The organism is Desulfosediminicola flagellatus, assembly GCF_005116655.2.
GTDB lineage: Bacteria > Desulfobacterota > Desulfobulbia > Desulfobulbales > Desulfocapsaceae > Desulfopila > Desulfopila flagellata.
Genome location: NZ_CP050698.1, coordinates 273,502 through 288,466, shown reverse-complemented (window position 1 = coordinate 288,466; position 14,965 = coordinate 273,502). Strand labels below are relative to the sequence as shown.

The 14,965-nt window shown below is 45.1% G+C and carries 10 protein-coding genes; 2 read left to right on the top strand and 8 right to left on the bottom strand.

Annotated elements, in window-relative coordinates; all coding sequences use genetic code 11:
- Positions 1–129: 129 nt before the first annotated feature.
- Both FCL46_RS01140 and FCL46_RS01135 read right to left on the bottom strand, forming a co-directional pair.
- Positions 130–933 (bottom strand): endonuclease/exonuclease/phosphatase family protein, encoded by an 804-nt coding sequence (locus tag FCL46_RS01140; RefSeq protein WP_136809794.1) that lies wholly within the window; start codon positions 931–933, stop codon positions 130–132.
- 169 nt (positions 934–1,102) lie between these two features.
- The gene (locus FCL46_RS01135) at positions 1,103–1,639 is read right to left on the bottom strand and encodes a nitroreductase family protein (RefSeq protein WP_136809795.1); all 537 of its coding nucleotides are present in this window, start codon (positions 1,637–1,639) and stop codon (positions 1,103–1,105) included.
- Between the two features lie 238 nt (positions 1,640–1,877).
- On the opposite strand from FCL46_RS01135, the gene FCL46_RS01130 reads away from it, so the two are divergent.
- Positions 1,878–2,741 (top strand): YitT family protein, encoded by an 864-nt coding sequence (locus FCL46_RS01130; RefSeq protein WP_136809796.1) that lies wholly within the window; start codon positions 1,878–1,880, stop codon positions 2,739–2,741.
- 160 nt (positions 2,742–2,901) lie between these two features.
- Positions 2,902–3,537 (top strand): LysE family translocator, encoded by a 636-nt coding sequence (locus FCL46_RS01125; RefSeq protein WP_136809797.1) that lies wholly within the window; start codon positions 2,902–2,904, stop codon positions 3,535–3,537.
- Positions 3,538–3,563: 26 nt separating this feature from the next.
- Here FCL46_RS01125 and FCL46_RS01120 read toward each other — a convergent pair whose 3' ends face one another.
- The 6 genes from FCL46_RS01120 to FCL46_RS01095 form a co-directional block, all read right to left on the bottom strand.
- Complete coding sequence (locus FCL46_RS01120) at positions 3,564–5,873, bottom strand: ATP-dependent helicase (RefSeq protein ID WP_136809798.1); 2,310 nt, start codon at positions 5,871–5,873, stop codon at positions 3,564–3,566.
- 123 nt (positions 5,874–5,996) lie between these two features.
- On the bottom strand, positions 5,997–7,406 hold the full coding sequence (lpdA, locus tag FCL46_RS01115) for a dihydrolipoyl dehydrogenase (RefSeq protein ID WP_136809799.1): 1,410 nt from the start codon (positions 7,404–7,406) through the stop codon (positions 5,997–5,999).
- Positions 7,407–7,717: 311 nt separating this feature from the next.
- On the bottom strand, positions 7,718–9,046 hold the full coding sequence (locus FCL46_RS01110; protein ID WP_136809800.1) for a 2-oxo acid dehydrogenase subunit E2: 1,329 nt from the start codon (positions 9,044–9,046) through the stop codon (positions 7,718–7,720).
- Between the two features lie 29 nt (positions 9,047–9,075).
- A complete protein-coding gene (gene aceE, locus FCL46_RS01105) occupies positions 9,076–11,733 on the bottom strand; it encodes a pyruvate dehydrogenase (acetyl-transferring), homodimeric type (protein WP_136809801.1) in 2,658 nt (885 codons plus the stop codon).
- 308 nt (positions 11,734–12,041) lie between these two features.
- Positions 12,042–13,106, bottom strand: coding sequence for a hypothetical protein (locus FCL46_RS01100; protein WP_136809802.1), 1,065 nt, complete (start codon positions 13,104–13,106; stop codon positions 12,042–12,044).
- Positions 13,106–14,866, bottom strand: a complete 1,761-nt coding sequence (locus tag FCL46_RS01095) for a cytochrome c (protein ID WP_136809803.1) — start codon at positions 14,864–14,866, stop codon at positions 13,106–13,108. The genes FCL46_RS01100 and FCL46_RS01095 overlap by 1 nt, the downstream gene beginning before the upstream one ends.
- Positions 14,867–14,965: the final 99 nt, after the last annotated feature.

Sequence of the window (14,965 nt, the reverse complement as noted above, 5' to 3'; positions counted from 1 at the left end):
GTCGTCACCCTTTGCAAGCATAGTGAAATAGATGAAAATATCGTGTTTTTTCTTTAGCTTCCGAAATGTATCATAAAAACAGTAGCTGCAGACGTTTTACCGTGAAGTTATCTGAATTACTCATGCATACTAATCAGCATCCCGGTCAACCCTGAAAGTAGCCACAAAAGGCAGATGATCTGAAACTTCATCCTTATAATGCTCTCTGCCTATATCCATACTCCAATGCATCGGAAACACCCGGAGACTCCCACGTATATATTCCTTGCTGAAGGTACGGGTAATGGCAAATCCGTCCAACAGGTTTGCCCTGCCCTTCTCCATGATATGTGAAAAGCGTTCCTGCAAGTCCCAGGAAGATATGAAGTCCATCACATCATCCCCGCCGAGGTAATGGAAATTACTAATATCCTGGCCGGGTATCATATTAAAATCACCGGTTAATATAATATCTTCACGTCCGCTGACTCTGCACTCCTCTATATACTTACAAATCACCTTTGCCTGCTCATCCCGAAGTCTTTGCGAAGACTTTTCTCTACCGGATTTCAGATGAACAACAATCAATGTGCAATCAAATTTTCCGATTTTCAGATCAACGACTAACGCCTTTCGCTTTTCTGGATCACCAAGATCTGAACCTTCCACCAAGCGCAGATTAGATGCTTCAATACCATCTTTATAGAGCACACCAATATGCAGTTTTCCTGATTGTTGTAGCAGGGCTTTCTGATAATTTACCCCGAGCTTTGAGAGGCCGGATTGAATTTTTTCCAGAGTTGCCAACGGATTAATTTCAACCAGAGCTACAACCTCAGCATCCAGCATGGCCAGCCCGTTTATCTGTTTCTCGATCCGGTCATCAGTGATTCCGTGATATCCTTTCAAGTTCCATGCGGCAATGTTTGCTGTTGTCTTTTGAACTGTGATCATAAGTAATGATACCTCCCGGTTCATACAAAGTTCACTCAATCCGAACGCAGAAAATACTTTATCTATCAGTCAGGCACTGCTTGTTTCAAATTTAACACAACAAAACACCTCACAGCAAGGGTATTACCATGAGGTGACAAATAGAAAATCGCTTGGCGCACCTAAAGAATCAACTATTTTTTTTGCCAAACTTCTCATAATGCACTCGATCATACAACAGTGATTCTGTTGCATGACCACTTTTTTCTTCTTTGGGATAACCTATAGGGATAATTGCCTCAACCACCATCCCTTCTTCGAGCCCCAGCAACTCTGCAATATACTCCTCAGCCATTTTTGATGAATCATGTTCGCGAAGCCGTATCTGTACCCAGCAACTACCAAGGCCGAGATCAGTCGCAGCAAGATGAAGCATGATAGAAGTAATAGAAGTGTCCTCAATCCATACGTCACATTTTTGCGGATCAGCACAGACGACAATGGCCAATGGCGCATTTTTTACAAATGCTGCTCCATGTGGCTTTGATCTAGATAATGCTTCAAGTGTTTTGCTGTCTTGTACCACTACAAACTCCCAGGGGTTAAGACTCCTTGAAGACGGCGAACGCAACATCGACTCAACCAGATAATCGATCTTATCCTGTTCTATCGCTTTTGATTCAAACTGCCGAATAGATCTACGCTTCTTAAGTATGTCAAGCAGCATGGTATTCTCCTTTGATAACTCAATATTTTTTTTGTAACCTGTATAATTTGCTACTATTCGAGTACGCCCATCAACATCGTGAATATGTGTTGTATCGTAAAAAATCCATCCTGACAAAAAAAACAATTGACCTGATTGTAATTTTCCTTTATATAGCGTCCCCTTTCAGTAGTGATTGGCTATAAAAAATCACGCAAAAACAATCAATAAACTCTACACATACATTTGTTTAAAAGCCATGGGTTCTAAATTAAACGACTTAAAATACTCCGTAGCATGGAATCTCGTGCTGCTCACCGTTGGGTCACTCATCTACATTGTCGGTATGAACGGCATTGTTGTTCATCATAATTTTATTCCCGGCGGCCTATACGGTTTATGCCTCTTTATTTTTTATAAAACTGACCTGCTATCTCCGGGTATCTGGTATCTCGTTTTGAATGTCCCGCTGCTTATTCTTGGCTGGATATACGTAAGTCGCAGATTTATACTGTATACAATCTATTCTGTTTTACTCATTACTGTCGCTTCTGAGTTGATTACAGTTGATTTAGGTATAACAGACCAACTCTATGCAGCAATTGCCGGCGGTGCGATAATAGGCACTGGAAGTGGAGTGCTTTTACGCTCAATCGGGTCCGCTGGCGGACTTGATGTAATTGCTATCATTCTCAATAGATATTTTAATCTCGGGATCGGCAAAACCTTTATGCTCTTCAACATGCTGCTCTTCTCACTGGTCATATCCCAGTATGGAGCCGATATATTTATTGCATCCGTCATCCTGACCGCAGTTACATCAACATCACTGAATTATTGTCTGACAATGTTCAACCAGAGAAAGATCGTCTATGTGATCAGCGAGAAGTCGCAGCAGATTTCTGATTCAATCAGCGACACACTCAAGCTTGGTTCGACCTTGATTCAAGGCAGGGGAGCATACTCTGGTCAGGATAAGGAAATTCTAATGACCATAACAAACAATATTCTGTTGAAACGTCTTGAAGAAGCTGTATTCACCATCGATGAAGATGCACTTTTCATTGTGGAAAACAGTTATGATGTAATCGGATCAAACTTTAACAAACGAAAGATCTACTAAGCGTTACCTTATATCGAGCTATTCGAAGTACAAACCGGCTGAAGAAACTACCATTCTTCAGCCGGTTTTTTGCTTTTCCGGAGCAGGTTTTGGAGGTATTGTAAATTGATTCAATTATAATAGTATATTTTTCAATCCACCTGTTTTCGGAGTTGTGACCATGGATTTACATACCTTTCTCACCTGCCTAATTGCAGTGACCCTGCTAACCCTTACCCCGGGTCTTGATACTATGCTGATAATCAGAAACAGCGCACGAGGCGGTTGGTGGGACGGTGCGGTGAGCAGTCTTGGAATCTGCAGCGGCCTGTTTGTCCATGCCACTATCTCGGCCCTTGGTATCTCTCTCCTCCTGCTCCAGACCGCATGGGCTTTCACTGCGCTTAAAACCGTCGGTGCCTGTTACCTTATATGGCTTGGAATCAGTAGTTGGAGAAAAGTTATTGGGAACAGTGGAGGATTTCAATTTGCCTCCCCCGAAATAGCTCAGGCAAGCTTTAGCAGCTGGCGCTCGTTTCGCGAAGGATTCCTTTCAAATGTCTTAAACCCTAAGACAATAATTTTCTATATGGCGTTTTTACCGCAGTTTATCGACCCGGTCCAAAAGCCGCTTGGTCAGGCACTGATGGTTGCCGCAATTCATTTCACGGTCGCAATGGTCTACCAATGTCTGCTTGCGTCAATGATTGATAAAGCGCGAAACTGGCTTGAAAAGCCAAAAATCGGCAGGATCTTTGATTCACTCACCGGCTCGGTGATGATCTATATCGGCGCCAGACTGGCACTTGATGATTAAACACATTGTATACCGCAGATTACTATCTATACTATCACGGCTAGCGGGGCAAACGAGAGCAGGAGCGTTTTTTCGCCATGATCGGTGAACGCAATACGTATCCTCCCCTGGCTTCGGTCCAGTACTTCCACAATTTTTCCTTCGCCAAAGCTTTTATGTTCTACCTTTAATCCTTTGGCGAGATCTGAAGTTCGTAAGGTGTGGGTTCTTCGTACTACGGTATTTTTTTCTGTTGGTGTTTTTCTCTTTTCTATCTGTGGAACTGCTGCGTTGATTTTTTTTAAGTAATCATTTGCAATACTGATATCCACAACATTTAAGTTTTTAGCATCAGCAACGTTTTTTGTAACAATCTGTTCCCCCACCTTGTCACTTAGCCATAGATTCGCTTCGAATAAAAACCGACTTGCCTGGCTGAAATCTACAGGCGCTACCCCCATCCCCATTTCTGCACGTTTTTTGAGTACATGATCGGGTGGATGAATTAAGGCTACCTGTTCAATTGCTCTGGTAATCGCGACATAAAAAAGCCGTCGCTCATCTTCCAGATTGTTCGTATCCTTCCCTTTCCCATCTCCAGCTTCTGCAGTAAACGGAAAAGAACCGTCTTTTAAACCGGGAATTATCACTAATGGCCATTCAAGTCCTTTGGCCCTATGCACCGAGGTTATAAGCAGGGAATTCTCTACTTCAGCCTCTACCGGACGCTTTAACGAATCCAGTTTAGCTAAAAACTCATTAACCGACAGCTTCTGACGGGAGGCGAACTCTACAAAGGATCTGCAGGTCTCAATTCTGTTTTCGGCAGTCGCAAGTCGCGAAGAGAATTTCACATAAAACTCATACAAATCAAGATATGAGATAATTTCAGTAAGCAGCAGATCAGCACGTTTATTGGCTGATTTACGCATCAGCCACTCCCAGTCTTCAGCAGTTTTGACTATTTTCTTTTTGATAAACGCTGGCATATCACTGTGGATTGTCCACAATATACGATCCGGTGCTTCTAACAGGTTGGTACTGATCTCGGTCGCCAGCTTTTCAAGTTCTTCCTGACGAATTCCCAGATGGGGTTGTGAGAGCATCGCTATCAGATGATCTTTTTGTAGTTGTTGTTCTTCATCCTGCAATGTGCCTGAACAGAGCTTGAGATATCCTGTAAGTGCCAGGATTTCGCGGCACTCAAACACCTGCTCGTGTCCTTCAAGCCGATACGGTATATCCGCCTCTAAAAGAGCAAGTTCAAGAGGCACACTCAGGCCGAACAAACGAACAAGCGCAACAACTTCAGACAATGACCGCCCTTCGTTTTGCCATCTCTGGATAATTTTCAGAATCGGATGAATCGTTTTCTCTTCGTATCTGATAATTCTGGTATCAAAGTTATCGTCAGCTGAGATGCAAAGTTTTCTATCCCGCATCCTGTTGTTACTGATCAGGTGATTTGCAGCCAGTGAGAGCCTGTGTCCATAACGAAAGGTATAGGACAGGGTATAGTTTCGAGGTTTTTGAAAATCGTGCTGAAAACGGTTGGTGATATATTCAGGCCGCGCGCCGCGCCACTCATAAATGCACTGATCGACATCGCCGACCACCATGACTTTTGCCCGTGAACCCGCGAGTATTTTAAGTAACTGCTGCTGGACCTCGTTGATATCCTGATACTCATCAACAATGATATGCTCAACCCTGTTGCTCACCCACTCTGCAAGATCACTATTATCGAGCATTGCCATCAGCGGTTCATGGAGCAGGTCTTCAAAGAAGCGAATGCGTTGTTGCTCACGCACTTCTTCGAACACGCTGAATCCATCTATGAAATATGCATATTTCTTACGAAAGCCTTCTCGCTCAAAACATGCTGAACCGCTCTCGGTACTTGATTTTACCAGATCGATAAAGCGCAAAAACTCTTCGAGATCCTCTTTACTCACCCAGGCATGATTACCGTTTTCCTCTTTATAGGCGGAGTTCAGGACCTGTTTGGCCAGCTTTTCTTTTATATGCTCATCAGTAATCAATTTACGAGCTGGCAAAACACCTTTTCGGGTAAAACTCTCGACCAGGCGAAGACCGAGGGAGTGGTATGTTCTCACTTCCGGAATCGATAAGCGCGTTCCAGCAAGTTTGGTGTTAAGTGCCCTTGCAAATCCGTCCCGCGCCGAACGATTAAACATAAGCACCATCAATTCTGCAGGCTTACAACCTTCCTTGAGCAGATGATGAACGCGCGCAACCATGGTGGTAGTCTTACCTGAGCCGGCAACGGCGCTGACAAGAGCATGTCCGTTTTTGTGATGGACAATATTGTGCTGTTCTTTAGTGATTTGAATCAAGGTGGGGAAAGCATAAGAAATAATAAAGAATTATCTGTGTTACTCATACAGATTACGTGCAAAGCGGACTACCTGACAAACAGGCAATCCGCTTCAATATCAAAATATAAACGTATAAATAAATTATTTCTTGGAAGGTAACGCGTCTGTGATAGAGCCGTCAACTATTTCCGCTGCAAAGGCGAAAGTTTCAGAAAGCGTCGGGTGAGCATGGACAGTTTTACTGATATCCTCAGCATCAGCACCCATCTCAAGCGCCAAGACCGCTTCATGGATAAGTTCTCCAGCATTCTGACCGCAGATTCCTGCGCCTAAGATACGCCCGGTTTCCTTATCAAACAACACTTTAGTAACACCTGTTGCAGCTCCGGAACTGAGCGCACGTCCTGAGGCTCCCCATGGGAATTTACCTTTATTATAATCAATTTTCTGGGCCTTGGCCTCTTTCTCGGTCAGCCCCATCCAGGCAATTTCAGGATGCGTATAGGCAACCGAAGGAATTGTCATCGGGTCAAATGCCGATTTATGACCTGCTATAACCTCAGAGGCTACCTTTCCTTCATGGGTCGCTTTATGGGCCAGCATCGGCTCACCAACGACATCGCCGATCGCATAGATATTAGGAATGGCGGTCTTCTGCATCTCACTTACAGGTATAAAACCTTTATCGTTTAACTCAAGACCGATATTTTCGCGGCCGAATTTTTCTGTATTCGGTCTTCTGCCAACTGCTACAAGAACTGCATCATATTCGCCGCCCTCAGGAGCCTTAGCCCCTTCAAAGCTTGCCTGAATACCGCTATCATTTGCTACAATCTCTGTTACTTTTGTCTTGGTAAGAATGGTATACTTCTTTTTCAACTTCTGGAAAAGAGGCTGAACAAGGTCCTTATCAGCTGGCGGGATAATATGATCGAGCATCTCAACGATAGTGATCTCTGAACCGAGCGCACTATAAATCTGGGCCATCTCCATACCGATGATACCACCACCGATAATAAGAAACCGTTTTGGTACAAACTTCAGCGCCAACGCATCACTGGAATCCCAGATACGTTCGTCTTCCGGCAAGCCGGGGATCATAAATGGATGTGAACCGGTGGCGATAATACAGTTTGTAAATGATATCTCACTACTGCCCTCATCACCTTCAACGGTAAGGGTGGTTGTATCCTTAAATGCCCCTTTACCGACAACACGGGTAACCTTACGCGCTTTGGCAAGCTGATCCAGACCACCTGTGAGTTTCTCAATTACGCCTTCTTTGTGAGTTCGAAAGGCGTCGATATCGACCTGAGGAGCACCGAAAGTAATACCAAACTCGGCAGCTTCTTCGGCCTCCTCAATTACAGCTGCTCCGTGAAGAAGCGTCTTTGAAGGGATACAACCGACATTCAAACAGACACCTCCAAGTCGGTTTGCCTGTTCTACCAGGCAGACTGAAAGACCGAGGTCGGCGGCACGAAATGCGGCTGTGTAGCCACCAGGGCCCCCACCGAGAACAACAACATCATATTTAGTATCCGTAGACATAGTTTCTCCTTAAAGCGACGTAGAAAAATCCACTCATTAACTGTAGACACTCAACACACTGCCTAGGAGGCTGTCCGACAATGGTCTTTTCGCCCATATCTTCGTTAAACTCGAAAAATTATCCTCCGATAAGCGAGGAACGAGACATTGAGATATTATATATATGCCTGCGGTAATTTTTCGAGTTTGCCTCGATTTGAACGAAAATTTCTATTGTTGGACAGCCTCCTAGCACCAACTTCAACAGCAACCAAAGCACATTCTACAGAAAACGAAGAATTATTCACACTTTTTTGTTGATATCGTTAATTTCAGAGCAATGCCCTCCTGAGATCTTCAATAGACACAGCCAGAGACCTGCAGAATCTGGCTGCATCCGCACCGTCAATCACTCTGTGATCATAGGACAATGAGAACGGAAGCGTCAAACGCGGTACAAATTGCTGTTCTTCTTTATCCCATACAGGCTTCATAAAGTTTCGTGATAAGCCAAGGATTGCCACCTGCGGACTGTTAACAATAGGTGTAAAGTGGGTTCCACCAATCCCGCCTAGACTCGAAATGGTAAAGGTCGCACCCTGAATATCGTTAATGGCAAGCTTTCCGTCCCGTGCCTTTATACTGAGTGCTTTCAATTCTGTTGCGATCTCACGCATCCCTTTCTGATCTGCATTCTTAATTACCGGTACCACAAGACCATTTGGTGTATCTACTGCGATACCAATATTATAAAAATGCTTTAAAATGACTTTTGCACCACCAGGCACCAGAGAACAATTAACCAGCGGAAACTCCTTGAGCGTTGCCACCACCGCTTTTACAATAAAAACCAGGGGGCTGAACCGGATATCATCATCCCCTGCTTCCGAATTTATCTGTTTCCTAAACGCCTCAAGCTCTGTAACATCCGCCTCATCGGCATGCGTTACATGAGGAATTGTTACCCAGCTTCTGTGCAGATGTGGTCCGGATATCTTTTTGATGCGGCCAAGAGCCACCTCTTCCACGTTTCCATAAACGCTGAAATCTTCAAGTGGTGGTTCATCTACAGCAAGCATGCTACCCGAGCCCGGTGCAGTGGCGGTTTTCATCGCCTTCTTCACCAAAGCCTGCACATCTTCTTTAACAATCCTGCCCTTAGGTCCCGTTGCAGTTACGCTACCAAGCTCGACTCCGAGCTCCCGAGCATAGGCACGTACCGATGGTGTTGCGTGAAACGCCCCCGACTCAGCCGCTTCGGGAGATTCAGCAACTTCCGGTGTGACTGGCTGACTCGCCTTAGGTTTAACCGGCTCAGATTTCGCCTCTGTTTGCTCATCGTCCTTTTGTTCAGCAGCTTTTTCAGCAACAGATTCAGCGGGCTCAGCAGGTTCAGCAGGTTCAGCAGGTTCTTCAGCGACTGCTTCTGTTTCGATTGTAGCTATAAGATCACCGCTACTGACCGTATCGTCTTCTTTTATATGCACTTCTTTTATAACACCGGCAAGTGGTGACGGAATATCCATTACCGCTTTTTCACTCTCAAGAGCAATTATCGGACTTTCCACTTCAACGACATCACCTGCACTGATATACACCTCAACAACAGTAATCTCCTGAACATCACCGAAATCAGGCACCACTATCTTTTCAACAGCCATTATTCCCTCCGTGTTTTTTACGTACAAGACTAGCGGTTTATCGGATGAGGTGCATCCGGATTAATTGGGTATTTATTAATTGCTGCTGAGACAGTTGAAAGCTCAAGACTTCCTTCATCAGCCAGCGCTTTAAGGGCTGCCACAACGATATGGTATCTATCTACTTTGAAAAAATCGCGCAGCACCTCCCGGGCATCACTGCGGCCATAGCCGTCTGTGCCCAGAACCGTGAGTTTGTTTGGAATAAGTCTGCGTAACTGCTCACTGTATGCCTGGACATAATCTGTGCTGATAATTGCCGGCCCATCAAAACCTGCCAACTGTTCTTCAACATACGATGTTTTAGAAGGTTCTTCAGGGTGATTGCGGTTCCAGTCTTCAACCTCCATACCATTACGATGCAGCTGATTAACGCCCAGAATCGACCAGACATCAGCTTCAACGTCGAAATCGGCTTTGAGCAGATCTGCTGCAGCAATAACTTCGCGCTGAATGGAACCACTGCCCATAAGTTGCACGCGTAATTTCCCTTTACCACCCTTTCGGTAGAGATACATGCCCTTGTTGATACCCTCCTCAACCCCTTCAGGCATCTCGGGATGCTCATAATTCTCATTTAATAGAGTGATATAGTAAAAAATATCATCACCATTAACATACATGCGCTCGATGCCCTTCTGAACAAGAACCGCAACCTCATAGCTGAAAGTAGGATCGTAGGCCAGACAGGTAGGGAATGTTGAGGCAAAGAGCAAAGCCTGTCCATCCTGATGTTGAAGGCCTTCACCATTTAAGGTAGTACGCCCTGCTGTTGCACCCATCAAAAAGCCTCGAGCCCTGCTGTCACCTGCAGCCCATAGCTGATCACCGATTCGTTGAAAACCAAACATTGAATAAAAGGCGTAAAACGGGATCATCGGGACGCCGTAATTAGAGTGTGCCGTGGCTGCTGCCAGCCAGGAAGAGATTGCCCCTGCTTCGGTTATCCCTTCTTCAAGAATCTGGCCTTTGGGGTCTTCACGATACCAAGAGATAGTCTCAGAATCCTGCGGTTCATAAAGCTGTCCGGTAGGTGCATAAATACCCAGTTGCCTGAAAAGGCCTTCCATGCCGAAGGTTCTGGCTTCATCAGGAATAATCGGCACGATATTCTTGCCAATCGCCTTGTCTTTAACAAGAGAACTGAGCAGTCTGACAAAAGCCATGGTCGTTGACAACTCGCGTCCTTTTGAAGAACCAAGCACCCCTTTAAACGCTGATAATTGCGGTGCTTCAAGCGGGATGTGTTCAGTCTCACGATACGGAACAGGGCCGCCCATAGCCTTTCGGCGCTCTTTAATGAACGTATCCTCGGAGCTCCCCTCTTTGGGTCTGATAAACGGTAGGTCTTCTAGCTGATCATCTTCAAGAGGGACATGGAACCGGTCACGAAAAGCCTTAAGTGACTCAATATCCATCTTTTTAACATTATGAGCAACCATTACTGATTCACCTGCCTGGCCCATACCAAAGCCCTTGATGGTCTTCACCAGCAGTACAGTCGGTTTCCCCTTAAACTTGGTTGCAGCTGAAAATGCTGCATAGACTTTTCTCGGATCATGCCCGCCTCTGGTCATCTGCCAGAGTTCTTGATCACTGATATCTTCAACAAGCGCCAGTAAGCGTGGATCATCGCCAAACACCAGTTCCCTAAGATATTCCGGACCACGGGCCCGAATAGTCTGAAAGTCACCATCCACCATGCTGCCAAATTTTTTAAGCAATAGCCCTTCGGTATCTCTCTTTAAGATTTTATCCCATTCGCTGCCCCAGAGCAGTTTAATCACATGCCAGCCCGCACCGCGAAAACGGCCTTCAAGCTCCTGAATAATTTTTCCATTTCCGCGCACAGGCCCATCCAGCCTTTGCAGGTTGCAGTTGACGACAAAAATGAGATTATCGAGATTCTCACGGGCGGCCAGAGATAAAGCCCCGAGGGATTCCGGCTCATCAGATTCACCATCTCCCATAAATACCCAGACCTTGCGATCACCAGCTTTTTTCAGCTCCCGGCTGTCCATATATTTCATAAATCGGGCCTGATAAATGGCCGCCATAGGCCCAAGGCCCATGGAAACAGTAGGGAATTGCCAGAAGTCTGGCATCAGCCATGGGTGCGGGTAGGATGGTAAACCATGACCACCAACCTCCTGCCGAAAATTTCTGAGGTGTTCTTCATCCAGGCGCCCTTCAACAAAAGCACGCGAATATATACCCGGTGAACTATGCCCCTGAAAGTAGATCATATCCGCACCGAACTCAGCCTGAGGCCCGCGGAAAAACCAGTTAAAACCTACTTCATACATTGAGGAAACAGAGGTATACGTGGCAATGTGCCCGCCTAGACCTTTACCGTCTTTATTGGCCAGCGCAACCATCGCCATCGCATTCCAGCGTACAAAGGCTGAAACATTTCTAGCGATAAATGACTCATCAGGAATTGAGTCCTCCTCTTCCGGAAGAATCGTATTGCCATACGGCGTCAGGATTCCCGGGGAGGTTGAAACACCTTTTTCCCGGGCCCTGTCGGTTAATTCACGAAGAAGATAATCCGCTTTTTCATCACCTTCATTTTTTATGACTCCGTCAAGGGATTCCAGCCAATCTCTGGTTTCCTGAGGATCAGGATCATTATAATATGAACTCATACGCTACCTCTAAAAAGGATTACGTTACCCATGTATTCTCATGGCCTGATAAAAGGTGGTTCGGGTACAATTATAAAAGTATCATCATTGATTTCACATTTGCAAGAAAATCATGAAGATGTGTTGTATCCTATGCCATGAATCTACCAGTCAAAGAAAGACAAACAGGATCAGCAGCAACACCAGAATAAATGAGAAATGAAAGAAAAAAGAAGATACTGCATTATGAACGTTACCAGTTAACAGAGAGAGGTATTTACTTTCCGCTCTCTGTTAACTGGTTATACGGATATCCGAGTACATCAAGCTCAAGTGGTCGCGAGTGTTTTGGAAGTTTTTCGCCAGAGCCAGCCTAGACAGGCTATCCCAAACAGCAGTGTCACAAAGAAAAATATCATCGGGCTCAATTGCTCAACCACCTGGAGTTGATCAAGAGTAAAATAATCACGGAGATATCCTGAACGTAACCAGGCCCGCATAAAAGCCATAACAAAGATCAGTGCAATAATATGGCCAACTGTAAGCCACAGTTTTCTTTTAATAGCAGTCCAAATAACACTTGCAGCTAAAAGAAGCCCAAAAGTAAAAGCTATGGTCGCCCCCATATCTTTTCCCATAAAAAGCAGCATCTGCTCACGGGGTAAGCTCATCAGGTAGACAACTCCTACCGCAATATTGATTACAGTAAATAACAGAAAAGCGCGCATTCCATATTCCTGCGCGTGATCAGCAAGCTCAATATCTCGATCAGACTGAAATCGACCAAGAAGAGCAACTGACAAACCGCCTACAGCGAGAGCGCCCAGCACCATATGCAGGTAACGTGGTAAAAAGGTCTGGTGGTCAACTATAAGCAACGTTCCGTTCATATGGTTGAAATACTCACCAAACCGATCCGGCAATACCATAAGCAGCATATTGTTGGTAAAAAATGCTGCTATCGTAAAGAAAATCATAGATGCTATTACACCGATGAACGCTCCTTTAAGGCCTAACTTTTTGAACTCGAAATCATAGAGATACGTTCCATAATAGGCGAGCATCAATAGAGGGACTATCATAATCCAGAACATCCCCATCAAAATAGAACTGGTGTAGATAAACTGGCCGTAAAGTACCTGAATAAATAGATATGGGGCAACACCGAGATTGACAGTAACAGCAACAAGCAAAGGTGTGACCACAGCAATTCGATGAGCCAGTCGACGCTGTACATCGCCTCCTTTGAAATGCTGTATTACTCCCAGCACAAGTCCGCCGAACATGGCATTCATAGCCAGAAGATGCAGAGGAAAAGTAAGCAGGAGTAAAAACTGGAACCAGCCCCAACTTACAGGAATTGTGTCAGCATGTGGAATAAGTAGTGTTTCCATTATTTTTCTCCTTTGAGGCTGTCAATATAGAGTGCCAGCTTTTCACGTTCTTCATCAGTGCCTTCAAAGGGCGGCATTTCTTCCGAGAGCTCCTCAAGCCTGTTGAGATTGGCATATATCTCATCTTTTTCCCATGCTGACATCCTTTCAACCACGTCTTCTATCTCATGACAGGCAGAGCAGTGATTTTCAAATATTGACGCGCCATCACCATCAGCCATAAGAGGTTCGGCAGCATTAAGGGAATAGATATATTTACTCAGTTCAGCGCGCTCTTCATTAGTACCTGAAAACGGCTCCATCTCATCGGAGATCGTATCCAGAGTCAGAAGTGCATCACTTATGGCTTCGGGTTCGTCTCCCTCAAAAGCAGCTGCTATGTCTTCCGGTGCATGGCAAACTGAACAATTCTCTTCAAACAGTGCCATCCCAATATCACCTGGGATATCGCTGACAGGCTTAACATCAACAACATCTTTTCCGTGTAGTCCACCTACGAGATAGGCAGCGAGCGCCTTTGCCTCTTCTTCAGTTCCTGCAAACGGCGGCATGAAATATCGCACAGAATGAATTTTGCCAATATAACTGGTCAGTGCCTGATAGCTCATTTTCTCAGTGAGCAGAGCCAGATCATTATTCTCACCATTAATGGTATGGCAGCTATAACATTGCTGGATATAAAGCTCCCGCCCTGCATCCAACCTATTCTCTGGGGTTATTTCATGATGCTGAACCCACAGAGCCGAACTAAGAAAACCCGTTGTATTAAGATCTTCCAGAGCATCTTTAGGGATAGAATTGGAATACATCACTTCATTAAGCACATACGGACGCCTGGCAGCTTCGCGGGTCCATTCAAATGAACCGAGCACTCCAAAAGCGCAAATAAGCGAGACAATGGCAACGAATCTGTTGTTTAGGCCTGGTCGAATAATTCCGGCAATCAGTGTGATTGCCAGTAAAGCAACAACTGTGATTAAACCATATTGCAGAGCAAGAACGATTGTGGGCGATTTACCCATTATCAGTTTTTGAGATGCTGCAGGTAACGTTGCCATATACCAGAAAGCAGCTGGTACCGCACAAACCAAAGCAGCCAATGACCAGAGGCCGGAGAATCTGGTCATGGATTTCCGTACTTCTTCATTTTCGGACCATGAGGCAGTCAGGTAACCGTAACACCCTGCAAGCAGTATGGCGACACAGGTACGAAACAGCAACGAGGGCCAGAATGACGGATTAAAAAATCCTTGCCAGAAATTACCGGTCGTTGCCCATTCACCCGGGGTCAGCATCACACCGATTATTCCGTTAATAAGAAACAATGACATCCAGGCAGCAAAAAAGTAGAGATACCCAACCTTAATGTGAGTCTCTGAGTCCATTCTGCCGAACATATAAAAATAGACAAATGCAGCAGCTATCTCCACCATAAAAAAGACCCATTCAGCCGCCCAGCCGAAAACAAAATTATGGATGAGATAGGACGTTGCAGCAGGATTAACCAACGCAATGATAAACCAGATCCCGACACCACTTATGGAACCAAGCACCATGGTAACAAGTAAAAAGAAACGAGCATGTCTGCGCGTGAACTCCATTATTGGTTCACTAAACTCACGCAGCCCCTTTTTCTCGGCCATGACGAGATAAAGCCCGCCACCTACGGCGAAATGTGAGATAAAGACGTGAAAGACAGCGATTATCGCAATAAGCGTTCCACCACCAATCTCAGGCAAAAACCATACAGGGTAGTTCATATTTTCTCCAATTTGAATACTGATGGATTATCAGGTGGAGAAATAGTACTAAAAAGATAAATCAGATGCAATTACGACATGGTAGTAGTGCAGGCATGT